21 protein-coding genes are annotated in these 24552 nt (G+C 53.3%); 8 read left to right on the top strand and 13 right to left on the bottom strand.

From position 1 onward, the window contains the following. The first annotated feature begins 46 nt into the window (after positions 1–46). The gene (locus tag ACJTMZ_RS00490; protein ID WP_017384525.1) at positions 47–1036 is read left to right on the top strand and encodes a 2-hydroxyacid dehydrogenase; all 990 of its coding nucleotides are present in this window, start codon (positions 47–49) and stop codon (positions 1034–1036) included. Positions 1037–1214: 178 nt separating this feature from the next. Here ACJTMZ_RS00490 and ACJTMZ_RS00485 read toward each other — a convergent pair whose 3' ends face one another. Beyond that, positions 1215–1388, bottom strand: coding sequence for a GnsA/GnsB family addiction module toxin (locus ACJTMZ_RS00485; protein WP_006808842.1), 174 nt, complete (start codon positions 1386–1388; stop codon positions 1215–1217). A gap of 304 nt (positions 1389–1692) precedes the next feature. Beyond that, entirely contained in the window at positions 1693–1971 is a 279-nt protein-coding gene (locus ACJTMZ_RS00480; RefSeq protein ID WP_003857380.1) for a DUF1471 domain-containing protein, read from the bottom strand. A gap of 227 nt (positions 1972–2198) precedes the next feature. Between ACJTMZ_RS00480 and ACJTMZ_RS00475 the strand changes: the two genes are divergently transcribed. Beyond that, on the top strand, positions 2199–2789 hold the full coding sequence (locus ACJTMZ_RS00475) for a DUF4142 domain-containing protein (protein ID WP_017694065.1): 591 nt from the start codon (positions 2199–2201) through the stop codon (positions 2787–2789). A 77-nt stretch (positions 2790–2866) separates the two neighbouring features. Here ACJTMZ_RS00475 and ACJTMZ_RS00470 read toward each other — a convergent pair whose 3' ends face one another. Together ACJTMZ_RS00470 and ACJTMZ_RS00465 are read right to left on the bottom strand one after the other, a co-directional pair. Next, positions 2867–4963, bottom strand: coding sequence for a pyrroloquinoline quinone-dependent dehydrogenase (locus ACJTMZ_RS00470; protein ID WP_060460129.1), 2097 nt, complete (start codon positions 4961–4963; stop codon positions 2867–2869). Positions 4964–4973: 10 nt separating this feature from the next. Continuing rightward, positions 4974–5339, bottom strand: a complete 366-nt coding sequence (locus tag ACJTMZ_RS00465; RefSeq protein WP_032104048.1) for a hypothetical protein — start codon at positions 5337–5339, stop codon at positions 4974–4976. Between the two features lie 632 nt (positions 5340–5971). Here ACJTMZ_RS00465 and ACJTMZ_RS00460 point away from each other — a divergent pair. Both ACJTMZ_RS00460 and ACJTMZ_RS00455 read left to right on the top strand, forming a co-directional pair. Continuing rightward, positions 5972–7234, top strand: a complete 1263-nt coding sequence (locus ACJTMZ_RS00460) for an amino acid permease (RefSeq protein ID WP_020480531.1) — start codon at positions 5972–5974, stop codon at positions 7232–7234. Between the two features lie 87 nt (positions 7235–7321). Continuing rightward, a complete protein-coding gene (locus ACJTMZ_RS00455; protein WP_003857390.1) occupies positions 7322–7561 on the top strand; it encodes a DinI family protein in 240 nt (79 codons plus the stop codon). Between the two features lie 320 nt (positions 7562–7881). On the opposite strand, the gene ACJTMZ_RS00450 is transcribed toward ACJTMZ_RS00455, so the two are convergent. The 3 genes from ACJTMZ_RS00450 to fhuE all read right to left on the bottom strand — a co-directional run bounded on the left by ACJTMZ_RS00450 (position 7882) and on the right by fhuE (position 12320). After that, positions 7882–8628, bottom strand: coding sequence for a molybdenum ABC transporter permease (locus tag ACJTMZ_RS00450; RefSeq protein ID WP_032648201.1), 747 nt, complete (start codon positions 8626–8628; stop codon positions 7882–7884). Between the two features lie 14 nt (positions 8629–8642). Continuing rightward, positions 8643–9557: an extracellular solute-binding protein gene (locus ACJTMZ_RS00445; RefSeq protein WP_047746520.1), complete on the bottom strand. Its 915-nt coding sequence runs from the start codon at positions 9555–9557 to the stop codon at positions 8643–8645. 594 nt (positions 9558–10151) lie between these two features. Beyond that, positions 10152–12320 carry a ferric-rhodotorulic acid/ferric-coprogen receptor FhuE gene (gene fhuE / locus ACJTMZ_RS00440; RefSeq protein ID WP_047364968.1) on the bottom strand — a complete coding sequence of 723 codons (2169 nt, stop codon included), beginning with the start codon at positions 12318–12320 and terminating at the stop codon, positions 10152–10154. Positions 12321–12484: 164 nt separating this feature from the next. Here fhuE and ACJTMZ_RS00435 point away from each other — a divergent pair, with 164 nt between their 5' ends. Further along, a complete protein-coding gene (locus tag ACJTMZ_RS00435) occupies positions 12485–13543 on the top strand; it encodes a YncE family protein (protein ID WP_017694072.1) in 1059 nt (352 codons plus the stop codon). Positions 13544–13803: 260 nt separating this feature from the next. Here the strand turns inward: ACJTMZ_RS00435 and dcp are convergent, their stop codons facing one another. Next, complete coding sequence (gene dcp / locus ACJTMZ_RS00430) at positions 13804–15837, bottom strand: peptidyl-dipeptidase Dcp (protein ID WP_252010574.1); 2034 nt, start codon at positions 15835–15837, stop codon at positions 13804–13806. 143 nt (positions 15838–15980) lie between these two features. Between dcp and ydfG the strand changes: the two genes are divergently transcribed. Further along, positions 15981–16727, top strand: a complete 747-nt coding sequence (ydfG, locus tag ACJTMZ_RS00425) for a bifunctional NADP-dependent 3-hydroxy acid dehydrogenase/3-hydroxypropionate dehydrogenase YdfG (protein ID WP_015570609.1) — start codon at positions 15981–15983, stop codon at positions 16725–16727. A 90-nt stretch (positions 16728–16817) separates the two neighbouring features. After that, positions 16818–17504, top strand: coding sequence for a GntR family transcriptional regulator (locus ACJTMZ_RS00420; RefSeq protein ID WP_408626799.1), 687 nt, complete (start codon positions 16818–16820; stop codon positions 17502–17504). A 35-nt stretch (positions 17505–17539) separates the two neighbouring features. On the opposite strand, the gene ACJTMZ_RS00415 is transcribed toward ACJTMZ_RS00420, so the two are convergent. Further along, positions 17540–17971, bottom strand: a complete 432-nt coding sequence (locus ACJTMZ_RS00415; protein ID WP_015570611.1) for a universal stress protein — start codon at positions 17969–17971, stop codon at positions 17540–17542. 287 nt (positions 17972–18258) lie between these two features. On the opposite strand from ACJTMZ_RS00415, the gene ydfZ reads away from it, so the two are divergent. Next, positions 18259–18462, top strand: a complete 204-nt coding sequence (gene ydfZ, locus ACJTMZ_RS00410; protein ID WP_003857405.1) for a putative selenium delivery protein YdfZ — start codon at positions 18259–18261, stop codon at positions 18460–18462. A gap of 44 nt (positions 18463–18506) precedes the next feature. On the opposite strand, the gene ACJTMZ_RS00405 is transcribed toward ydfZ, so the two are convergent. From ACJTMZ_RS00405 to ACJTMZ_RS00390, 4 genes are all read right to left on the bottom strand, one after another. Next, the gene (locus ACJTMZ_RS00405; protein ID WP_015570612.1) at positions 18507–19970 is read right to left on the bottom strand and encodes a mannitol dehydrogenase family protein; all 1464 of its coding nucleotides are present in this window, start codon (positions 19968–19970) and stop codon (positions 18507–18509) included. Between the two features lie 223 nt (positions 19971–20193). Continuing rightward, positions 20194–21732, bottom strand: coding sequence for an MFS transporter (locus tag ACJTMZ_RS00400; RefSeq protein ID WP_252010573.1), 1539 nt, complete (start codon positions 21730–21732; stop codon positions 20194–20196). Between the two features lie 27 nt (positions 21733–21759). Beyond that, positions 21760–23166: a glucuronate isomerase gene (gene uxaC, locus ACJTMZ_RS00395; RefSeq protein WP_047726504.1), complete on the bottom strand. Its 1407-nt coding sequence runs from the start codon at positions 23164–23166 to the stop codon at positions 21760–21762. Next, positions 23163–24548 (bottom strand): MFS transporter, encoded by a 1386-nt coding sequence (locus ACJTMZ_RS00390; RefSeq protein WP_408626798.1) that lies wholly within the window; start codon positions 24546–24548, stop codon positions 23163–23165. The genes uxaC and ACJTMZ_RS00390 overlap by 4 nt, the downstream gene beginning before the upstream one ends. Between the last annotated feature and the right edge of the window lie 4 nt (positions 24549–24552).

Raw genomic sequence — 24552 nt, 5'->3', positions numbered from 1 at the left:
ATTTTAAACATGCTAACGTGGTTCCAAAATCACTGGAGAAAGTCTTATGAAACTCGCGGTATATAGCACAAAGCAGTACGACAAAAAGTATCTGCAACATGTTAACGAGACGTACGGTTTCGATCTTGAATTTTTCGACTTTCTGCTAACTGAAAAGACGGCTAAAACCGCCCACGGCTGCGAAGGCGTGTGTATCTTCGTTAACGACGACGGTAGCCGACCGGTGCTGGAAGAGTTGAAAAAACAGGGCGTGAAATACATTGCCCTGCGCTGTGCGGGCTTTAACAACGTCGATCTCGATGCCGCCAAAGAGCTGGGTCTGAAGGTCGTTCGCGTCCCGGCCTATTCTCCGGAAGCCGTGGCAGAACATGCGGTCGGGATGATGATGTCGCTCAACCGTCGTATTCACCGTGCCTATCAGCGAACCCGTGATGCTAACTTCTCTCTGGAAGGGCTGACCGGCTTTACCATGTACGGTAAAACCGCAGGCGTCATCGGTACCGGCAAAATTGGCGTGGCCGCCCTTCGCATCCTGAAAGGATTTGGCATGCGCCTGCTGGCGTTTGATCCGTACCCAAGCGCCGCTGCGCTGGAGCTGGGCGTGGAGTATGTCGATTTGAAAACGCTCTTCTCGCAGTCTGACGTTATCTCCCTGCACTGTCCGCTGACCCCGGAGAACTATCATCTGCTTAACCAGTCGGCGTTCGACCAGATGAAAGACGGCGTGATGATCATCAATACCAGCCGCGGCGGGCTGATCGACTCTCAGGCGGCTATCGAAGCGTTGAAAACGCAAAAAATCGGCGCGTTGGGTATGGATGTGTATGAGAACGAACGCGATCTGTTCTTTGAGGATAAATCTAATGACGTGATCCAGGACGACGTGTTCCGTCGCCTGTCTGCCTGTCACAACGTGTTGTTCACAGGACACCAGGCGTTCCTGACCGCCGAAGCGCTGATCAGCATTTCGGAAACCACGCTGGGGAATTTGCGTCAACTCGAAAAGGGCGAAGCGTGCCCGAACGCGATAGTGTAAGCCTGGTAAGCCGGGTGGCGGCTACGCCCTGCCCGGCCTGTGGATTGCGTTAATTGTAGGCCCGGTAAGCGCAGCGTCACCGGGCTTTTTGGCTTCAATCCTGCCACGCGAAGGATAGTCCTGGCTGACGTTTGCCGCTCTGCTTTATCCAGTGTCCCGAAACAGGTAATAATTTTGATTAAATAAGTTTGATTTTTACCTCATATCCCTCGAGGCCTGTCATGGCTTCACGAGCGATAAACTCAATTTCAGACACTTCCTGCCCTGTTTTTTTACGTAACTCTGAAATTTTTTTGGTTATAAGCGCTGAAATTTCTTCTTCTGCCTTTTGCGTCAGTGCGTCAACGTTCATGTTTACCTCTTGCAACCGTTTACTGTTTCCATTCTCCAGCAGGCGACAGCTAACGATTAACTGCCTTTCACCATAACTGTATGTAAAGAGTAGACTATCTGTGTAACGTATGCTGCCGTCGCATTTAAATATGCATTTAGATTGCATTATTTGAACAGGGTGTTATTGTCCCAAAGCCTTAGAGCACAAAACAGATAAACATAAGAAAAGTTTTGACTCACACTCGCCCCGCATCAGGGGCATTTTTTTGGCTGTCTGTAAGCAAAAACCCGCCATAAGCGGGTTTTTGTCTTATTCGAGAAAATTATTTAAAGACTTCTGCGACGGCCTGGAAGTTAGGGCCATGCTCGCGGGCAGCGATGATGACGTAGTATTTCCCGCCCTTCTCGTCTGCCAGTTTTGAGAGTTTTTGATGAAGATCTGAAGGTGAAGAAATTTGTCCACCTGAAGCCCCTACAGATACATTACCAAGGTATTCAAGTTTGAAGTGGTGCGCTTCATCCTTGGAAATCATATCTGCCGCAGATGCGCCGAAGCTTGCTACTGTTAAAGCCAATACACTCCCTAATAGTGCTTTTTTCATATCATTCCTCCTGTTGATGAATCTATATATTTAACATTAGCAGCAAATATGTAAATGATCCGTATCAATATTGTAGAAGGATTGAGCATCACGACCAGCCATTACTGACCTGAACAGCGGGTGCAGCAGGTTCATCTACTATACTGACCTGTGCAGTCGTCATTTATCTGCCGGTTGCGCCTGAAGCAACCGAAACTTACCTGTACCATGACCATCAGGAGAACAATATGCACACGAGTAAAACCCTGAAAAGGCTGCTAGCCGTATCAGCAGTTGCAGCAATGTTCAGCACCGTTGGCGTACAAGCCCAGACAACCAGCGCCGCGCAAACTCAAACTGCGGGCCAGGCTCAACCGGACGCCAGACTCAGCTCCGGCGACGAGAAAGCATTGAAGGACATGGCGCAGGCCAATATCAACGAAGTTGCCGCCGCCAGGCTCGCCCTCGACAAGGCCCAAACCAGTGAAGTGAAAACATTCGCCCAGAAAATGGTCGACGATCACGGCGCCGCGCTGACCAAAGTCAAGACCGTTGCCCAGAAAAAGGGCGTGGAGCTGCCGACCGAACCAGACGCCGCGCATAAAGCCCTGAACTCAAGGCTGGAAAACCAGCGCGGTGACGCTTTTGACAAAATGTATATGGAATATGCTGGCGTGAAGGACCACGAGAAGGTGCTGTCGAAGCTTAAGAGCGACGCCAGTAAAATCGACGATCCAGATGTGAAGGCTCTGGCCAACGAGCACACTCCGGTCGTTGAGCAGCATCTGAAGTCCGCCGAGCAGATGTCAACGCGTGCTGGCGCATCAGCCGATAAATAACGCGTCGGTAAAACGACTACTACTGCAAAATAAAGTGGGGCCCGCAGGCCCCACGCTTATTTCCCCTTCCTGATGAATTATTCCGGCAAGGCGTAGACCACCACCTGATCGCCTACCTGATCCTTCAGGATCGTATTCCCGCCTGCCACGAAGGCCACATACTGGCGACCTTTATATTCATAGACGGACGGGTTCGCTACCGCCGGAGCTTCGGCCTGATCGGACCACAGCTCTTCACCGCTCTCGACCGAGTAGGCACGCACTTTGGCATCCATTGAGGCACCGATGAAGATCACGCCGCCCGCCGTCACTGCCGGACCGCCAATGGTAGGTGAACCCCAGCTTTCCGGCATGAAGAAGCCATACTGCTGGGAGGCGCCAACCGGACGACGCCATTTCACATCGCCCGTGTGCATGTCCAGCGCCACGATTTCACCAAACGGCGGTTGCCAGCACGGCATGCCCAGCCAGTTGCTCGCCACCAGCAGACGCATACCGTACGGGGCGCCTTCCTGTGGGGCAAAGCCGCTTTCGTTGCCGGAGTCTTTGTCTGCGTTATCGTAATCCTCACGGCTGTACAGCTTCACGTACTGGACGATATGCGAGGTGTTGACGATGGCGATCTGTTTTTGCGGATCGAACGCCACCCCACCCCACTGGACGCCGCCGGCGCTATCGGGATAGGTGAGCGTGCCTTCGCCTTTGGTGGTCGGCGGGGTATACATTCCTTCATAGGTCAGGTTATCCCACAGACGGGAGCACTGGCCGCCACCGACGATATCCGCCAGCTTCCAGATTTCCGGTTTTTTCGACTGGTCGAGCAGCGGCGCGGGTTTGGTCGGGAATGGCTGCGTGGGCGAGAGAACTTCACCCTGAACCGACCCATCACCCTGCGGAACCGGACGTTCTTCGATTGGCCATACGTCCTCCCCCGTCAGGCGGTTAACCACAAACAGGAAACCCTGCTTGGTGGCCTGCACCAGCGCCGGGATCTGCTTGCCGTCTACGGTGATGTCCATCAGCGTCGGGGCGGAGTTGATATCGTAATCCCAGACATCGTGGTGTACCCACTGACGTGACCAGACCACTTTACCGGTGTTGATGTCCAAGGCGGTGGTCGAGGTGCCAAGCGGAATAGCGTCCACGCGGTTGCCGCCCCAATAGTTGGGAGACGGCGATGAGACCGGGAGATAGACCAGCCCGTTGGCCTCATCGGCGGACATGTGCGTCCAGACGTTGGCGGTACCGGTACGCTTGCGGATCTCTGCCGGGATCGCCTCAAAGGTCCACTCAAGCTTACCGGTCTGGGCGTTGACTGAAAATACGGTGCCCGGAGGGGCTTCGGCATAGGCCCAGTCCTTCCCGGCCCAGCCCACCAGCAGATGGTTGCCGACAACGGTTGGCGGTTGCAGGACAGAGAGCGGATACTTCGCGTTAACGGTATTCCACTGGTTCAAATCCAGCACGCCGTTGTTCGCAAAGCCGCTGCACGGTTTGCCTGAATCGGCGTCCAGCGCAAAGAGCTTGCCATCAACGGTGCCCATATAGACCATCTTCTGGCATACCTCACCTGTCACCGGATTTTTGGCTTGCCAGTAGGAAACGCCGCGATTTTTCAGCACCGGCTGGGTCAGCGCCTTGCGCGACGATTTGGTGTCATAGTGCCACTTCTCTTTACCCGTCCCCGGATCCAGCGCAATCAGGCGATCGAATGGCGTGCCGATGTAGAGCGTATCGTTGGCGAAAATGGGCGTTGCGGACCAGACGGTAGCTGGCGTATCGCCTTTACCATCCGAGACGTCGCCGGTATGGAACTCCCAGACTTTCGTTAATTTCCCGACGTTATCCGCCGTAATTTGGGTCAGGGGACTGTATTTCTGCGCGTTAAGCTGGCCGTGGAAGCTGTCCCAGGTGGCGGTGCCGGGTACCAGCGGCGTCGCTGGCTGGCTGGCCGAGGCGACTTTCTTTCCATCACCGCTGCCGGTTGAGGCATCGTCGGTGGTTTTTGTGGTTCCGGGCGCCTGCTGATCGGCCGCATCAATGTTCAGTGATTCCTGTGTCCCCTGAGAGGCTTCAGCGGCCTTATCCTGCGCCTGTAGCGCGAGCGGAGCGACCAGCAGCGCCAGCGCCGTCATGCTGACTTTTATGAAGGGATAATGCTTATCGTTGTGCACGGGCGGCTCCTCAGCTTCTGACGGGATGGTTGTAACGAGCGGAATGGCTGCTCAGCATAATCAGACCAATCAGGCCGACCACCATGGCTGCCGTTATGATGTACTGGTGCAGCAGCGCGGCGGCGAAAGCAATACCCGCCAACACCACCAGGGTGACAATAATCAGAAAAACGCGCGCCCCGCGACGCGATGCCGCACGTAACATAAAGGTCAGGATCGCCAGCACTACGCTGGCAATGACCACGCCCAGTGCGCCAATGGTGCCAGTGACGCCGGTAAGCGGCGTCCACCAGGCGTATAGCGCCACCGCGAAGGCTATTATCGCGGTCAGCAGCAGCAAAATGCTACCGACCCGCGAGGATTGAGAATGCAACATACCAGGAACCCCCCTCTAAAATGCAAAATTGACCATTATTAAGGCGTTTTCGTGAATATATACCCCTGCTGCCCGCCGCTATTAAGGGAACGCGACGTGTGGAGCGGCGGCATATTTCACTAAACGTAACTGAGTATAGAAGAGGATTTTCTTATGGGGCGTTTAATAGCAGGCATACGACGTCCTGAACCCCTTCGCCACCATAAAGAGAGCGTTATGTTACAAGACGGTTCGAAAGCTACGAGCGGGTTACACGATTGTCTACATTCTGTTTTTTAATTTCAGGCATAACGGGATAATTTCACGCTCAATAAAATAATTAAATAAGCCCCCCTTCAATATGATGGCGCCTTATGGTACTTAATAAAACAGGGTGTTTATTCTTTAATTAACAGACGTGCAGGCAGGGAAAGTCAGTCGTTATTTGTTCGTTAATTTAACAAATCCCTTTCTTAATTAACCGCCTGTTAAAGCATCGTCAAAGAATAACGATAGTTATTGCAGGCATACACATAAGGTTTTCGGTATGCAACATCAAACCCCTCCCACCCGTGACGTAATGGCGCAGCGACGACTACAGACAGATAAAAACTAAATAAGTCGTCGCCCCTCTAACAACGCGGTAAAATATGATGAATAAAGCCACAACTCTCTCAGCTAATATTACAACACGCTCTAACTGGCACTGGCAGGATAATATCTGGACGCTGGGCCTTTATGGTACAGCCGTCGGAGCGGGAACACTGTTCCTTCCCGTGGAAATCGGCACCCGTGGTCCGGTTATTTTTCTGGTTATGCTCCTGCTGGGGCTGCCGTTATCCCTGATCCCCCATTTACTCCTTTGTCGTGTATATATGCGTGAAGAGAAGACTGAAAACGGCACGTTGCCGATCTTCGGCTCCTTCTTCAGCGGAAGGGGTGAAAAGCTGATCACCCTGTTCTATTGTGTGACCTTCTTCCCGGTAACCCTGGTTTACGGGGTGGCGCTGATTAATGCGCTGAGTAATTTACTTGTGGAGCATCTGCATATTACCGCCATCAGCCGTGGGCCATTGTCGTTTATCGTGGTTGCTGCGCTGTATGTGGTGCTTAGCAAGGGCCGGGACAGAGTCGTGGCCATTATGAGCGCACTGGCGCTGCCGTTCGCGGCATCTGTACTGCTGATCGCCGTATCACTTATCCCGGGATGGCATCTGTCTAACCTGACCGATACGGCCGCTGAAATGAACGCCACGCCGCTGCCGGTAACGCTGAAAAATATCTGGCTGACGCTGCCGCTTATTACCTTCTCGTTTTGCTGTGCGCCTATGGTCTCCCCGCTGAGCTCTTACTACCGGGAGAGGAAAGCGGAGGGTGAGAAAAAGGCACTGTTCGTGATCCGTATCGCCTACTTAGCTATCTTCGCCAGTATCCTCTTTTTCGTGCTGAGCTGCGTGCTGGGGATCCCCCATGACAACTTTGTGCGAGCGAAGGCGGAAAACCTGAATGTGCTGTCGGTGATGAAGGGAAACGGTGATTTCAGCCTGATTTACCACATTGCCCCGCTCATCGCTATCATCGGTATGACGAAATCCTTCCTCGGCGTAGGTCTGTCGGTCGCACAAACGTTTGGTCAGCTGGCTGCCAGCGTATCCGGCAAAAAGGCCAACGCCAGTAAGCGGCTGGCCTCTCTGGCGCTGTTCCTGCTGACCTATGGCATTGTTTATGCCAATCCGGATGTGCTCAGCCTGATTGAAATGTTCTGCGGACCACTGATCGCGGTGATCCTGTTCCTTATCCCGGCGTACCTCATATACACCCGCCCCTCGCTGGCAGAGCTTCGCGGCGTGACGGTGTTTTTGGTCGTATTGGGGGGGCTGGCAACGCTGTCTGCATTGCTCTGGACAATGCTTTAGTCTGAACGCCGTTTGACTGTACCCATACACAGTAGTATTTTACGTTCAGGCTGAATCACATGCGTAATATCCATAAGGTAAACAATCATGTTTGTGGAACTGGTTTATGACAAGCGAAACGTACAGGGGCTGGAGGGAGCCAGGGAAATCATTCTGGCCGAACTGACAAAACGCGTGCACCGGATTTTTCCTGATGCCAGCGTGACGGTTAAGCCAATGCAAGCGAACGGCCTGAACAGCGACGCCAGCAAAAGCGACCGTGAAAAGCTCAACCGCATGCTTGAGGAGATGTTCGAAGAGTCGGACATGTGGTTAATACAAGAGTAACCGGGCGCAAAGCCCGGTTCTGGCTTCGGGAGACAAAGAGCATACAACGTTAACTTTGCGTAATTTCTTCCGCTATCGCGACGTACCGATTTACGCCTCCATGGTTCCCCCAGCATAATCCCACCGATCCGATTGTAAGACATATCCAGCGCGCGCCACATTTTCTTCCTGCCCTGTACTTTCAGTCTGACTGACTGGAGGTTTCTGTGTGTGGCCTTTTATGAAGAATCCGGTTTGGGGTTATTCGAGGTAGCCCGCTGAAAAGGAAACGTGAGCAAGCTCATCCGCTATGAACGAGGAACGGACGATCTAAGGGGTGTTCATTTCCTGGCCATTCGTTTGCCAAGAGCAAAGCAGACCATTGGCAGGGGAAGCGTCACTACCAGCAGCATCCATAGCAAAGTATATACTGTGTCCACCCCGTCATTTTGCAGATTGGTATACAGCTTTACCGGTATACCCTGCGGGAAATAAGCAAAGATCATCACGATCCCGAACTCGCCTACCGCGCGAACCCAGGCGAGTGTTACGGCAGAAGCCAGACCAGGCAATGCCAGGGGTAATGTAAGAAAACGAAAGCGGTTCCAGGGAGAAGCTCCCAACGTTTGTCCCGCTTCAAGAATATTTTTGGGAACAGTGGCAAACGCCGAACGCGACACCACGATAAAATAAGGCAAAGCGCCGTAAACCTGAGCCAGCACAAACGCCGCCGGATTATTTACCAGCGTAGCTCCCAACAGTGAAAGCCAGCGGCCAAACACGCCATAAGGCCCGAAAGCCGAAACCAGCAAAATCCCCATTGCCAGCGGTGGCGTCAGCAGAGGGATCATCACCAGCAGTTCACCGATCAATCGTTTTCGACCCGTGGCTTGTGACAGCCACCATGCCACCGGCATGCCGATAAGAATGATAATTCCGAGCGCCAGCACACCCAGTCCCATTGAGACGGCAATGGCGCTGTCGTCGCGCCAGGCCAGCTTCAGATGATGCCAGGGCGTGACGCTAATCAGCGTGATAAAGGGGATACTTAACAGCAGGATAGCGGGCAGAGATAACCACCCCGCCACCCAGCCCGGTTTTCTTAGCGGGCGTATAAGCTGTCTCCTTTAGGTTCGGCGTAGCCAAACGCTTTGAACAATTTCTGCCCCTCGGCGCTTTGCATGAACGATACGAACTTTTGTCCCTGTTCTACACCATTCGGCGCGTTTTTCAGCACCGCCGCATAGAACACCATTGGTTGAGTGTGCAGAATTTGATCCTGGCCTTTGCTGTCTTTAATGGTAAAACTGACGGTGTCATACCACTGTTTCGTCATCGCCGGGTTGCTGAGGTTTATTTCATCCGGCAGCGCGACATACGGCAAATGCGCTGAGCGAACTTCACTCTCGTATCCCGCTGCTGCATCCACCTGACCGCTTTCCAGACGCGCCAGCAGCCCTCCTTCCTGATGAGTCTGCTGTGGGTTTTGCAGCGAGCCTAAAATTTTATCGGTGATACCCGGCATGTTGTAATACTTTTCCGCCAGCATCAGGCTAAAAACAATATTCTGGCCTTTTGGGTCGACATAAGGATCGGTACGGCCAAATGAGACATCTTTCTGCGTCAGCAGAGTCAGCCACGAGCCGTCTTTCTTTCTGCTGGCCTGTTCAAACTGCGCTGCATGTTTACCCTCAGGGCTGTAAGCGACCACCATGCTGGTACTGGCGACAGGGACCGCCTCATCTATCAGCCCGGCGTCTTTGAGAATTTGCATCGGCCCCGGGGTGATGGAGACAAACACATCGGCCTCAATTTTGTGGCTTGCAAGCAGGCGTGCCATCCCGTATGCACCCTGGCCCTGCCCCTGATAGCCGTCGTTATTTGCTCTGGAAAAAGCCGGACCTAACCCCTGGTCCATTACTTTGCCCATGGAACCGGCATAAGTCACCCTGATATCCTTTGCCAGCGCCATGGATGGCATTTGCAGCAGCGCAACCGCCACCAGCACAACCTGCATTCGTTTCCTGGCCATAAACACCCTCTCGTTATGTATTCTTTTATATATCGAATTTTCCTGAAAAATCACCGCAATGACAACCTCCTCAAGCGCGCCGTTGATGCAAGGTTGAATAAAAGGAAATCGGTCTGGATGGTGCATGGTCGACTTAGTCAGATGTTGTCATCCAATTGTGGGCAATTGTTCATGAAACATGCTGCGTAAACTCCTCGTGGCTTTGCGTAGAAGAATCTTGAACTCATTGTCATCAATGTCTTTTGCACAGTTGTAGCCCAACTCGCTATATAGATAGATACATAGTGATTAAATAACTTGAGGAGTTGTGTATTGCTCAGGATTCCCCTCGAGTCTGAGGGCGTCCTGTTCATTGAATATTTACGCTTTTGCGTCTGGCTGTTTTACTGCATATCCAACATACGTCTTCTTTAACTGGCCCAATGTTTCAGGCACCAGGCTCGTCACCCGTTCAAACCGGCACTTTATTCGTTACCAGGATGGCAATGGCATGGCGGCCATCGCCGTGTCGTTGCCGCTGGTGGGGCCGAAGCGCATTTCGGAACAGGTGATGGCCAGGATAGCGATAAGCTGATTAGATCAGAATGTGTAACTCATGCTTACCGAGACGCTACGCGGTTCGCCATAGACGGCAGAGTCATCAAGGTATGAGTAGTATTCGCGGTCGAACAGGTTACGAACGTTTGCCTGCACCGCCAGCTGTTTCGTCAGCTGATACTGCGCGAACAAGTCGACGAGCGGATAGCTGCCCTGATAGAGGCGCTGCGTCTCGCCGTCCGGACCGGTGACATCTTTGTACACCTGATTCTGCCAGTTCACGCCGCCGCCTACGGTCAGATCCGGAAGCGCCGGGACGCGGTAACGGCTGAACACCTTAAGCTGCGTCTGCGGCGCAAAGCTGTTGAAGCGGCCATCTGAATCACGGGCAACATAGCGGGTCGCGCTGAAGGTAAGCTGTAGATTGTCGGTAACGGCACCGTTCACCTCAAATTCCGCCCCTTTGCTCACTGCGCCTTTGGTTGCCCGATAAGCTTGTTCGCTGGATCCATTAACGAATACCCCGCTGATTTCCTCCCCCGCGTTCTCCTGTTCTATGCGGAATACGGCAACGTTGGTGGTCAGTCGACCGTCCATCCAGTCTGCCTTCAGGCCGGTTTCATAATTTTTACCGGTGACGGGAGAGAGCCATGCACCCTCTTTCGTGCGTTTGGTTTGCGGGGCAAAAATTGAGGTATAGCTGGCGTAAGCGGAAAGGCTGTCGTTGATGTCATACACCAGCCCGCCGTAAGGGGTGGTGTTGTATTTACGCATATCGCCGCTGCTGCCATTTGAGCTGTACTGGGTATAACGTGCGCCAACGATTAGCGACAACGGATCCGCCAGCGACAGGCGTGCCGCCGTATACGCCGATTTTTGCCGCACGATATCATCCGCATTTTGATACCAGTCGCCCCACTCCGGCTCGGCCACGCTGCCGTCCCAGCTGTTGTTGAAGATGCCAATCTGAGCACTGTCCATTGGCCCGTCTTTGCTGAAGGTAGCATTGTGCTGTCGGCTATAGTTGGCTCCGGCCATCAGCTGATGTTGACGCCCGAGAAGTTCAAAAGGCCCGCTGGCGTAGGCATCAAAGGCGTCCAGAGTGCGCTTGCCGCGATCCTTACTACCCCAGCCTGATGCGCCTTCTCCGGTGGTGGCGTCCGGATTGCCCATCACATAAAGCAGGGTATCATTGAACGTTTGCTCGCCGTGGGTTCCATTGAAACGCACCGACCAGCCGTTATCCCAGTTGTGGGTGAGGTTAGCAAAAACTTTACGCGACTCAACGGAGTATCCCGTCCAGTCTGCCGAGGTATTGACGTTGCGATCGTAATGGGTACGGCTGCCGTTACTGTACAGGCTGGGTAATCCGCCCCAGGTCGGGTTGGCTGTGTTTGTTTGCTGATAGTCCCAGCCCAGCGAGGCCGTCGTGTGTTCCGTTACATCGCCTGCAATGACGCCATAGAGAAATTTCTTGCGCTTGCCATATCTGTCGAGCCAGCTGTCCTGATCCTGATAACCTGCCACGACGCGCCCACGCAGGCTGCCGTCGGAATTGAGGGGCGCGGAGATGTCGCCCACATAACGCTGTTTGTTCCAGCTTCCGTAACTTGCGCTGACGTTGCCCCTGAAGGTTTTACTGTCGGCACGTTTACGCACCATGTTCACCGTTGCTCCCGGATCGCCAGCGCCGGTCATCAGGCCGTTTGCGCCACGCACAATCTCTATACGATCATAAATGGCAGTATCTTCCTGCGCATCGCCAAAGTTCCACGCGTCGCCCATTGATGTGGGGATCTCATCGTAGGCGAAATTGGTGATTTCAAAGCCGCGGGAAAAGTAGCTGGAACGCTCGCTATCAACCTGCTGCGACGAAACGCCGGTGGCATTGGTAAGTACCTGGTCAATGGTTTGCAGGTCTTGATCCTGCATACGCTGGCGCGTCACGACGCTGACTGACTGGGGGATATCGCGCGGGGTCAGCAGCATTTTGGTGCCTGAACGCGTGGTTTTTACCGCATAATCCTGCTGCGAGTCGGCGCTCCCGTTCCCGTCACCGTAGACAACCATCTCTTGTTCTTGCGTATTTTCATCCGCCTGTGCCGGGTGCATGACGGCGGACATTGCCAGCGCAAGCAGTGAAAGTGAGAAGGAAGCAGGAATTAATCCTGCGGGCGCTTTCGCGCGATTAGCCCTGCCTTTAAAAATCATCATGTTACCTGTCTGTTGTTGTCGTTATGTGCAAATCATTCATCCAAATAAGAATGGAAATGATAATTATTTGCTTTATTATGCACAGGTAATTTTGTAAGTTAAATGTAAATAAATGTATATTTATCAAAATCAGCGCGGCTCGCGCATGACAGGAACAAAAAATGAACACATTCCATTGGCTAAAAGGAAAGACATGGGGCTTAAGCATTCTTACCGCGGCGTTAACCCTGAGCGCAACGGCGTCAGCAGCCCTCCCGGGTTCGGCTGAGCTCAAGCAGCGCGAACTCGCTGACGGTCTGTATGAGATGGTTTACTCCCCAACGGCAAACGCGTTGTACGTTGCGAGCGCACAGAGTTTCAAAAACGTCAACGGCGGGGTGCTCTATAAACTGGATCCCACAACGCTTGCCACGCAAGGTGAAACCCACACCGACCTGAAAAACTTCGGCATGGCAGCGGACGATAATGGCAAGGTCTACTACACCACCAACACCCTTGATGGCGGGGTATCGAAAGTGGACGTGCAAAGCGGCAAGGTGCTACAGCGCCTGATGTTTGAAGGCAAAGACAAGGATGGCGACCCGGTTGGTGCGCGTGAAATCCTCTTCCACAAGGGACAACTGTTTATCGGCGGCGTTGCCGACCCTGGGTTTATCTCCGTGGTTGATGCCAACACCATGACGCTAAAAGCCCGAATCGAAAATGCCGGGAAATGGGTGACGGGGATTATTTATTCGCCGCTGACAGACCGCCTTTATGCCGCCAATGGCGGCGGTGAAATTCTGGTGATTAACCCGGAGACGTATAAAATCGAACAGCGCTGGACGCCGGGAGATAAAAAAGCGTATTTGTTCCTGAATATGGCAGAAGATCCGGCCACCGGGCGCCTGTTCGTGACTGATGATTCAAAAGCCAAAACCACACTGGTATTTGATGAGCGCAGCGGGAAAGTTATCAAGCGTCTTAAAGGCGATGCGCTGGGAATAAAGTTTAACGCTGAGCGCAACGAAATTTTCATCACTCAGCGCGAATCCAGGAAGGTGTTGCAGCTTGACGCCGGGAGCTATGCTGTGAAAAACAGCTGGACGTTCACCAGCCATCCCAACAGTCTTCTGGTAACACCGGACGGTAAAACGTTATACGTAACCGTGAAGCAGGACTTCAATGACGACAACACGACGAAAGGCCCGGATAGTGTGGTTCGTATTTCATTAAATTAAACAATATACAGCCATCCTGTGAGGGATGGCTGACTTATAAACGTGGACGCTGAAGCAGTATATTTAGTCCGGCCAACGGATAAAGTCGGGTTAAAGCGCCAGATGTTCTAAAGTCGCGGGGATCCTTACTGGGTAAAAGTAAAGGTGTAGCTACGTGAAGCTGGCCCCTATCCTCCTGCAAATTTCGCAGAATTAAGGATTCATTTTGGGAAAGAAAAAACCGGGCCTCGCGCCCGGTTCTGTTCCCACACTAAAAAGCCTTACGCACTCAATCCGCGATTCTCCAGCATCGGTTCGATCTTCGGATCGTGCCCGCGCCAGTTCCGGTAAAGTTCAGCTAAATCAGTGCTGTTGCCGCGGGACAAAATCGCCTCGCGGAATTTCTGTCCGTTTTCGCGCGTCAAACCGCCCTGCTCGACAAACCACTGGTAGCCATCGTCCGCCAGCATCTGCGTCCAGAGATAGGCGTAATAGCCCGCCGCGTAGCCGCCGCCGAAGATGTGGGCGAAATAGCTGCTGCGATAGCGCGGCGGTACGGCTGGAAGATCCAACCCCTCTTTTTTCAACGCGGCGGCTTCAAAGGCTTCCACGTCTTCAACGGGCTCCTGAATGCCGTGCCAGTTCATATCCAGCAGCGCGGCGCTCAATAGCTCCGTCATGTCATAACCCTTATTAAACTGGGTCGCATTGAGCATTTTTTCCCGCAGCGCATCCGGCATCGGTTCGCCGGTTTGATAGTGACGAGCAAAGTGCGCAAACACCTGCGGATGGCTGGCCCAGTGTTCATTGATTTGCGAAGGAAATTCAACGAAATCACGCGGCGTGTTGGTGCCTGAAAGCGTGGCATAGCGCTGGCTGGCAAACAGGCCATGCAGGGTATGGCCAAACTCGTGGAACAGGGTAATCACATCATCCCAGGAGATTAGCGCGGTCTGCCCGTTCGCCGGTTTTTGATAGTTGCAGACGTTATAAATCACCGGACGCGCGGCAAACTCATAAGACTGCTCAACAAAATTCCCCATCCACGCGCCGCCCGCTTTGGAATCACGCGCGAAAAAGTCGCCGTAGAACAGCGCCATGCCTTCACCCGTGTGGTCGAAAATCTCCCACACGCGAACATCCGGGTGGTAAACCGGAATATCAAAACGCTCGACAAAGCGGATACCGAACAGCTGCGTGGCGGTCCAGAATACGCCATCTTCCAGCACGGTATTGAGCGCGAAATAGGGTTTGATCTGCGACTCATCCAGCGCGTATTTCGCTGAGCGCACGCGTTCGGCATAAAACGCCCAGTCCCAGGCCTGTACCGTAAAACCACCCTGCTCGTCGTCGATGACCTTCTGGATATCCGCCTGCTCCAGCGCGGCCCTGCCGCGTGCCGCAGGAACTATCCCGCGCATGAATTCGAGCGCGGCTTCCGGCGTTTTCGCCATCTGATCGGCAATGCTCCAGCTCGCATAGTTGTCAAAGCCGAGCAGCTGCGCCTGTCTTGCCCGTAACGCGGTAAGCCGATGGATCAGCTCGCGCGTATCGTTTTCGTCGCCTTTCTGAGTGCGTTCCCAGCCCGCGCTGAATAACTTTTTACGGGTCTCGCGCAACGACAGCGCCGCCAGCGCGGGCTGTTGCGTGGTATTCAAAAGCGGGATCAGCCAGCGATCCGTCAGCCCTTTTTCTGCGGCAGCGTGAGCCGCGGCAGCCACCTCCTCCGCACTGAGCCCGTCAAGCTGGTGAACATCGTCCACCACCAGCCCTCCCGCCTTGTTCGCCGCCAGCAGGCGCTGGTTGAACTGGCTGGTCAGGGTGGCGGCTTCGGTATTCAGGGCTTTCAGCTCGGCTTTTTCATCGGCGTTCAGACGCGCGCCCGCAAGAACAAAGTGCTGATACATCTCCTCCGTCAGTCGTCGGGATTCGGCATCCAGCGCCTCGCGATCCTGCCAGACGGCTTCCACGCGGGCGAAAAGCGTATCGTTTAGCCAGATATCGTTCGCCAGCCCGGCCAGTTCGGTGGAGAACTGCTCGTCCAGCGCCTGAAGATCATCGTTGGTGTGTGCGGACGTCATGGCGAAGAACACGCTGCTCACGCGCGACAGCATGGCCCCGCTCTTTTCCAGCGCCAGCACGGTATTGTCGAAGTCCGGCGCGGCGCGCTGCGCGATAATCGCGTCAATGTCTGCACGCTTCAGGCGCATTGCTTCATCAAATGCCGGACGATAATGGCTGTCGTTAATCGCATTAAAACATGGCGCCTGATAAGGCAACAGGCTAATTACAAAAAAAGGATTGTTGACCGACATCGTTTACTCCTGAGCACGGTATTTCTCCCCAGAGTAGGCCAGCCTGCGCCGGCCTGCAATAGCGTCATACAAATGTTGCCTTAACGACGTGCCGGAGAGCGTGCTATGTTAGTACAACACAAAAAGCGTTGAGGAACAGTGAGATGATTATTTTAGTTACCGGGGCGACAGCGGGTTTTGGTGAAAGCATCACGCGTCGCTTCGTCGCCAACGGACACAAAGTGATTGCAACAGGGCGTCGTCAGGAGCGTTTGCAGGAGCTAAAAGACGAACTGGGTGACAGCATTCTGACCGCGCAGCTGGACGTCCGCAACCGCGCCGCCATCGAAGAGATGATTGCCAACCTGCCTGCCGAATGGCGTGAAATTGACGTGCTGGTCAATAACGCTGGCCTGGCGCTGGGCATGGAGCCTGCCCACAAAGCCAGCGTGGAAGACTGGGAAAACATGATCGACACCAACAACAAAGGGCTGGTGTACATGACCCGCGCCGTGCTGCCGGGCATGGTTGAACGTAACCGTGGCCATATCATTAACATCGGTTCCACCGCCGGAAGCTGGCCTTACGCGGGCGGCAACGTCTATGGCGCGACCAAAGCCTTTGTCCGCCAGTTCAGCCTGAACCTGCGCACCGACCTGCACGGAACCGCGATCCGCGTGACCGATGTTGAACCGGGTCTGGTAGGCGGAACTGAATTCTCCAACGTGCGTTTCAAAGGCGACGACGCGAAAGCGGATAAAACCTATGAAAACGCGAATGCGCTGACGCCGGAAGATATCACCGAAACCGTCTGGTGGGTCGCGAATCTGCCGAAGCATGTCAACATCAATACGGTTGAGATGATGCCCGTCAGCCAGACCTATGCCGGACTCAGCGTGCATCGCGGTTAATTTACCCCACCCGGCCTGCGGGCCGGGTATGTGATGGCAGGGAAAAGAATGGTAGTATGTTCAGGTTAACTCTCTGAGAAATCACAACCCATGGCCGCTGAATCGCAACTTAATCCTACCCAGCCCGTTAATCAGCAAATCTATCGCATCTTACGCCGTGATATTGTTCGCTGCCTGATCCCACCGGGAACGCCACTCTCAGAAAAAGAGGTTTCGGTACGTTTTGACGTTTCCCGTCAGCCCGTACGTGAGGCGTTTATTAAGCTTGCAGAAAACGGCCTTATTCAGATCCGCCCTCAGCGCGGCAGCTATGTAAATAAAATTTCGCTTTCGCAGGTACGGAATGGCTGTTTTGTTCGCCAGGCCATCGAGTGCGCCGTGGTGCGTCGCGCCGCGTCGCTCATCAACGATAACCAGTGCTACCTGCTGGAGCAAAACCTGCATCAGCAACGAATCGCCATCGACCGCAAACAGTTAAACGACTTTTTCCAGCTGGACGACGAGTTCCACCAGAAACTGGCGCAGATCGCCGAGTGCCAGCTCGCGTGGGATACCGTCGAAAACATCAAAGCTACCATCGACCGCGTGCGCTACATGAGCCTCGACCATGTTTCTCCGCCAGAGATGTTGCTGCGCCAGCATCATGATATTTTCAGCGCGCTGGAAAAACGCGACGTGGAAGCCGTAGATAAAGCGATGACGCTTCACCTTCAGGAAATTAGTGAGCCAGTTCAGTTAATTCGCCAGGAAAACCGCGAGTGGTTCAGCGAAGAATAAAACCTCGCCGCCCCCTTTCGGTTGCGGCGAAGTAATTAGCGGACCACTAATACCGGAATAGTGGCGTAGCGCAGGATAGTTTCAGCATTCGAACCCAGCAGATGGGTTGTAATGCTCGGATTTTTTGATCCGATAACAATAACGTCGTATTTCCCCTCTTTGCTGAGCTTGATGATTTCATCGCGTACGTTGCCGAAGCGAACTTCACAGTCAATATTGTCCGGGGACATATCAAAGAGCCGTTTCAGCGCCTTCATCTTCTTATCAGACTCGGCGGTCATATACTCTTCGAACTTCTTAATATCGGCATTGAACCCCCGCAGTAACGAACGGCTGCTGTTAGGGAGAATGTTGACCAGGGTGATCGTCGCGCCTTCCGCCTTCGCGAGGTTGACCGCGTGGCGTACCGCTTTATCGCTCAAATCCATTTCAAACACATCAACAGGCATCAAAATTTTCTTATACATAAGCCTGACTCCTTTTCCGATGAAGGGTTATTTTCTGCCTCCAGAATGACATTGTGGATATAAACAAAGCCTAAACACTTGCACCCGGAAACTATCAATTAAGGAAAATAACTGTCCGCTTTGTAAAGTGGTGTCCTGAACCGTCAACGCCTGCATGAAATAAGAAAAAAGTGTGAGCTTGATCAAAAGCAAATAATTTCGTTAAAGAGAGGCGTATTAATAGTGCCCCGTGAACGGCAGCCGTTGAATTAGCGCCGTAACGGATAAGTACGAGAGGAGAAAATACCATGATGACATACGACCGTAACCGAAATGCAATCACCACTGGCAGCCGCGTCATGATTAGCGGCACAGGCCAGTTCGGCGTGATTAAAGCGATCCACAGCGACGGCCTTAATGCCGAGCAGGTGCGCCGTGGTAAAACGGTTGAAGTCGAAGGATGCGAAGGTAAGTTCGAACCGATTGAGCTGATTCGCCTGGGGATGCACTAAGCTGCGCCCCGACATGCCGCCGCGGACGGCGGCATGTCATCGCGTTAAAGCCGGGAGGCGTACTCAGCAACCGTGGCCTTCGCGCCTTTTTGCAGCAACGTTTGATAGGCCTGCATGACCGCAGCCACAAACACCGCGTCCTTCGGCAGCTCGTTACCGAAAATAGCCTCAATGCCCAACAGCGCGCTAACGCGGCTTTCGCCTTCAGCGCTACCGTTTACCGCCGCCTGAATCACCGCCAGCTGCGGATCGCTCACCTCAATCGCGTTACCCTGCTCATCCACACCGCCGACATAACGCATCCAGCCCGCAACACCGAGGGCCAGCAGCGGGAAGGGTTTCTGGTGGACAAGGTGCCAGCGCACGGAATCGAGCATCCGCTGCGGCAATTTCTGGCTACCGTCCATGGCGATTTGCCAGGTGCGGTGACGCAGGGCCGGATTGCTGTAACGTGCGATCAGCTGGTCGGCATAGTGAGCTAAATCCACCCCCTTCACTTTCAGCGTCGGCGCCTGCTCTTTCAGCATCAGCGCATGCGCGGCTGCGCGATAATGTTCATCTTCCATGCAGTCGTTAATGTGCTGATAACCGGCCAGGTAGCCGAGATAGGCCAGGAACGAGTGGCTGCCGTTAAGCATACGCAGCTTCATCTCTTCAAACGGAATGACATCAGAAACCAGTTCCGCACCGGCCTTTTCCCACTGTGGACGTCCGGCGACGAAATTATCTTCAACCACCCACTGGCGGAACGGCTCGCAGGCGACACCTGCCGGATCGCGTACGCCGGTCAGCTGTTCAATTTTATCCAGCGTTTCAGCCGTGACGGCGGGCACAATACGGTCCACCATGGTTGACGGGAAGGTGACGTTCGCTTCAATCCAGTCGGCCAGTTCGCCGTCAACAGCGCGCGCGTAGGCGCAGGTGACATTGCGCATCACGTGGCCGTTTTCCGGCATGTTATCGCATGACATCACGCTGAATGCTGGCAGCCCCGCCGCCTTACGCCGCGCCAGCGCTTCAACCACTACGCCTGGCGCAGATTTCGGCTGATGGGGGTTTTGCAGGTCGGCAACGATTAACGGATGATCGAACATCAGTTGTCCGGTTGCCGGGGAGTGGCAATACCCTTTCTCGGTGATGGTCAGGGAAACAATGGCGACCTGCGGATCGCACAGCGCCGCCAGCACGGTTTCAAGGCCGTCGACCTGCGCATGCAGCGCATTTTTGACGACGCCGACCACGCGCGCCGTCCACGCATCGGCAGACATCTCTGCTACGGTATAAAGATTATCCTGTGCCTTCAGATCGGCGATCTGCTGTTCGCCGCCAATCAGGTTAACTTCGCAGTAACCCCAGTCGCTGCCCTGTTCTGCGGCGAGTATATCGGTGTACACCGCCTGGTGCGCACGGTGAAACGCGCCAAACCCTAAATGAACAATGCGTGCCTTGAGGCTGTCGCGATCGTACTGAGGACGCGTTGCCTTCGCCTGTAATAAACGGTTTTCCATGATTGAGACTCATTAATTATGAACGCTGAGATCCGCAGCCGCTCTGGTGACAGTGCGGCTGCGCCGGTTGACTAAACCAACTAGAATGGCAGTGTCATTACTTTATCCTGCCGATCACAATACTGGTTATGCTGCCATGAACATTGATTTACATTAACTTTCGGCCAAGTGGTGTGATATAAAAATCAAGTTGTGTGACATCTGGCAAAAGATATAAACCAGATCATACAGGGGTGCGCACCGTCTGCTCGCCGGACCGGACCGTCGGCTCACGCCACAACCTGTCGTAGGAATAGCCTATTAAATCTTCCACGACCCGACGAGCTTCGGCGGATACGCGTTGGGGAGAGCCGTTGGCTTTCAGGCGATCCAGCTCATCCACAAAGATTTTGTGCGTACGCTTGTTCAGGTTGAATGTCAGAGCCTGCCACAGGGCCAGGATAAGCAAGGCAGCAGTGCCGATGAACATCAGCATTGCGATGGTGTGGATGGCTTCGGTTGGCTGCGTCTGGCTCCCTTTTACAAATCCGCCGCTTTGTAACAGGAGACCCACAATAAAGGTGGCAATAGCGACCGTGGTTTTTCGGGAGAATGTCATTACCGCAGCAAACAGTCCCTCACGACGCTGACGGCTGACCATTTCATCGATATCTGGAATGAACGGGAACACGTTCCACGGTGTAAACTCAAGGACGCAGCGCCCCACCTGATACACCCCGGCCAGAATGACCAGCGTCGCGACGGTATTCAGCGCAGGGATCTGGTACACGGCAAAGAAGCCCCCCAAACAGAGCAACATCAGTGAATAGGCAAATACATATAGCTTTGATGGCCCATATCTGATGATCCCTATACCCGCAATTAACGTGACGGGCAGCCCCACAATACTCATCGACAGCAGCGTGCCTGCCAGTGAGGAAGAGACATTCAGACAGTACACGCAGAAAAATACAAATACCGTGTTGTAGACATCTTTGCCGGTAAACGACAGCAGATAGATGGCGAGATGTTTCCTGAAGGCCCGGATTTTCAGGGTGGAACCATACTCCTTAAAAAGTCGTCCAAAGGCAGCCAGCTTCTCTCCTGCTGTTTGTGGGCGTGTGTTTTTTTCCAACCCGGAGAGCATTTCCGGCGTCAACTCGCGTTCCCAGGTCACTTTCCACGAGATGAATACACATACCATAAACAGTACAGCAAAAATAACGCCGTTTATGAGGTAGGCATGGGCGCTGTTTTCCCCGAAATAGCCTATCAGTAATCCGGGAATAAATGTCGCCAGAAACGTCCCGGACGCTGAAAGAAACATGCGACAGGTAGAGAGTTTGGTCCGCTGGTTAAAGTCTTTTGTCATTTCTGACGGTAACGTTTCCCACGGGATCAGTACCATTGCAGCAATAATTTCAAATGCAAGATAGACGGCGAGATAAAAACCGTATGTCATGCCATCAAGCCACAGCAATGCATAGACCAGCATCAACGGTGCACCGATCAGCAAAAAGAAACGTCGGCGACCAAATTTTTTACCAAAATAGTTTTTGTAAAAATGGTCAGTGAAACTTCCCATAAACAAACTAACGATAGCATCGACAATGCGCGCTATAGCAACAATAGACGCCGCTTCAACCGGTGACAACCCAACAAATGTCGTATAGAAGAATAATAACCAGGCACCGATAACGGTAAAGGCACCGCCGCCCATAATATCCGTTAGTCCGTAGCCGATACTAACCGGAATAGTAATTTTTTTTGCAGTACGAGACATGTTCCATCCCCACTCAGTGAGTAGAATTTAGAATCTGAAATAGTTTTCAGCATTATCATGGCAAATATTTTTAACCATCTTCGTTAGGATGGCGTTATTATCCGGAACTTCACCACGCTCCACCCAGCCACCAATGATATTGCACAAAATACGTCGGAAATAATCGTGGCGAGTATACGAAACCAGACTACGGGAATCGGTTAACATACCGACAAAATTCATTAATAGCCCCTGATCCGCAAGGCTATGTAGCTGGTTTTCCATTCCGCGTTGAGTGTCGTTAAACCACCATCCGGAGCCAAACTGTATCGGCGATTTAACGCCCAATTCCGCAGTCTGAAAATTAGCGATAGTCGTCGCGACAATATCGTTATAGCTGGCGTTGAGGTTATATAGAATGGTTTTGGGCAAAGCTTCAGCCTGCGCCATTGCATCCAGGAGTTGGTTGAGATTGGCCGCAAGATTCGACTGATCGGTCAGCGAGTCAAAACCAGTATTACTACCCAAAGAACGGTACATGCGGGAATTATTATTGCGAATCGCACCGAAGTGTATCTGCATTGCCCAGTTATGCTGCCTGTAATTATGCGCCAGCATAATAAAAATGGCACTGTCAAGAATCGCATTATTACGGGCGTCCAGATTTTCACCCCGGCGCTTTCGGGCAAACACGGATTCAACCTGTCTTTCATCTGCTGACTGAAAATGGATCTCCACGGGTCCGTGATCGGAAATTCGGCACCCCATTTCGTGGAACCAGGCAATACGCTGGCTCATTCCCTTAACAAAATCGCTGAATGTCTGGATTTTAGATCCTGTCGTCTCACCTAATCGATCGATAAAGTCGGCAAACTGTTCCGCGTTTTGCGCAAAAACATCGTCCGGACGAAAGGTCGGTAATACCTTAACGTTGAACGTCGCGTCATCACGCAATAATTGATGGTAGCGTAAATCATCAAGCGGAGCATCTGTCGTGCAAATAACTTCTACCCTGGAGCGTTTAATGAGTTCCCTCGGCGTAAAATCAGGCTGCTGCAATAGCAGATTACAGTGCTCCATTATTTCACGCCAGTTATGCCTGCCCAGCGGTTCGTCACAGTTAAAATAGTGGTGAAGTTCTAAATGAGTCCAGTGATAGAGCGGATTTCCATAGCTCGCTTCGACCGTTTCAGCCCATGCCGCAAATTTATCCTCCGCCGGGGCATCGCCCGTAATGTATTTTTCGTCAATACCGTTGGCGCGCATGGCGCGCCATTTATAATGATCGCCAGCCAGCCAGAGTTCGGTAATATTATCGAGATTTTTATTCTCGAAGATATCTTTCGCGTCCAGGTGACAGTGATAATCAATAATTGGCAGCGCTTTCGCGACGTTACGATAAAGTTCAACACCTCTCGCATTGCCAATCATAAAGTTATCGTTAATAAAACTCATGACAGGGCTCCATATTTCCTCTGCTTCGCTGCGGTATCGCTCTGGCGCAGGGGTCCAGCTGCATCTTCCACCAGGCTCAAATCGCGGTCGCGCACTTCTGGCATCAGCAAAGCGGAGACCAGCCCAATCAGCGAGTACGCCACCAGCATCGCCACAATCGGCCACCAGGACCCGGTCATATTGCAGAAGATCCCCGCCAGCACCGGACCAAAGCCTACCGCCACGAGACCGCCCGCCTCTTTGGAGATCGCCATGCGGGTAAAGCGGTTTCGCGAACCAAACATCTCCGCCATGGTGATGTTTTCCAGCGCAAACAGCCCGAGCACCGCAAAGTTATGAATAACGATGATAGAGAGCATAATCACGCCCGGCGCGTAACTCTTATCGACGATAATCGACAGCATCGGGTAAGCCAGAATAATGGCTGAAATGTTAAGGATGATATATGGCAGACGGCGCCCCACTTTATCGGACAGCCAGCCCAGCAGCGGGATGGAGACGAAGCCAAGAATCGAGCTGATCATCAGCGCATCGGTTGGGATCGCCTTATCAAATAACAGCGTCTGTACCAAGTACCCGGCAAGGAAGGTCTGGATAAGCCCAGAGTTACCGGCCTGACCAAAGCGCAGCCCCGTCGCCAGCCAGAACGATTTGCTCTTAAACATCGCGCCGACCGAGGTATCCTGCGCAGCAACCGGCGCAACGGATTCGGCATCGTTTACCTTCTCAAACACCGGGCTCTCTTTAAGGTTCATACGCAGCCAGATGGCGAAGATCATCACAACCACGCTGGCGAGGAACGGCACGCGCCAGCCCCAGGCAATAAGTTCTTCACGATCGAGGCCAAAGAACATCACGGCCCAGATCGCCGTGGCGCTCAGCGTCCCGCAGTTGGTGCCCATGGCCACCAGCGAGGAGATGATGCCGCGTTTACCCTTCGGGGCGTATTCGGCCAGCATGGTGCCTGCGCCGGAGATTTCAGCCCCCGCGCCCAGCCCCTGAATAATACGCAGCGTCACCAGCAGCACCGGTGCGAAAATCCCGATCTGCGCGTAGGTTGGCAGGACGCCGATTAAGGTGGTGCAGATCCCCATCATGGTGATGGTGATAAACAGCACTTTTTTACGGCCAATTCTGTCGCCCATTCTGCCGAAGATAAATGCCCCGACAATACGCGCGATGTAGCCTGCGCCGTAGGTGCCCATCGCCAGGATCAGCGCCATGGCCGCGGACTGCTCAGGGAAGAAAATTTCATGAAACACCAGCGCGGCGCCAAGGGAGTAGAGCTGGAAATCCATAAACTCCAGGGCGGTGCCCAGCCAGCCAGATACGGCGGCTTTCACCAGATCTGACGTACTTCTTTGAGGTTGTGCTTGAGTCATAATG

It is taken from the genome of Enterobacter sp. DN (assembly GCF_046054285.1).
Taxonomy (GTDB): Bacteria; Pseudomonadota; Gammaproteobacteria; order Enterobacterales; family Enterobacteriaceae; genus Enterobacter; species Enterobacter hormaechei_C.
This window is presented reverse-complemented; position numbering and strand designations above follow the sequence as displayed.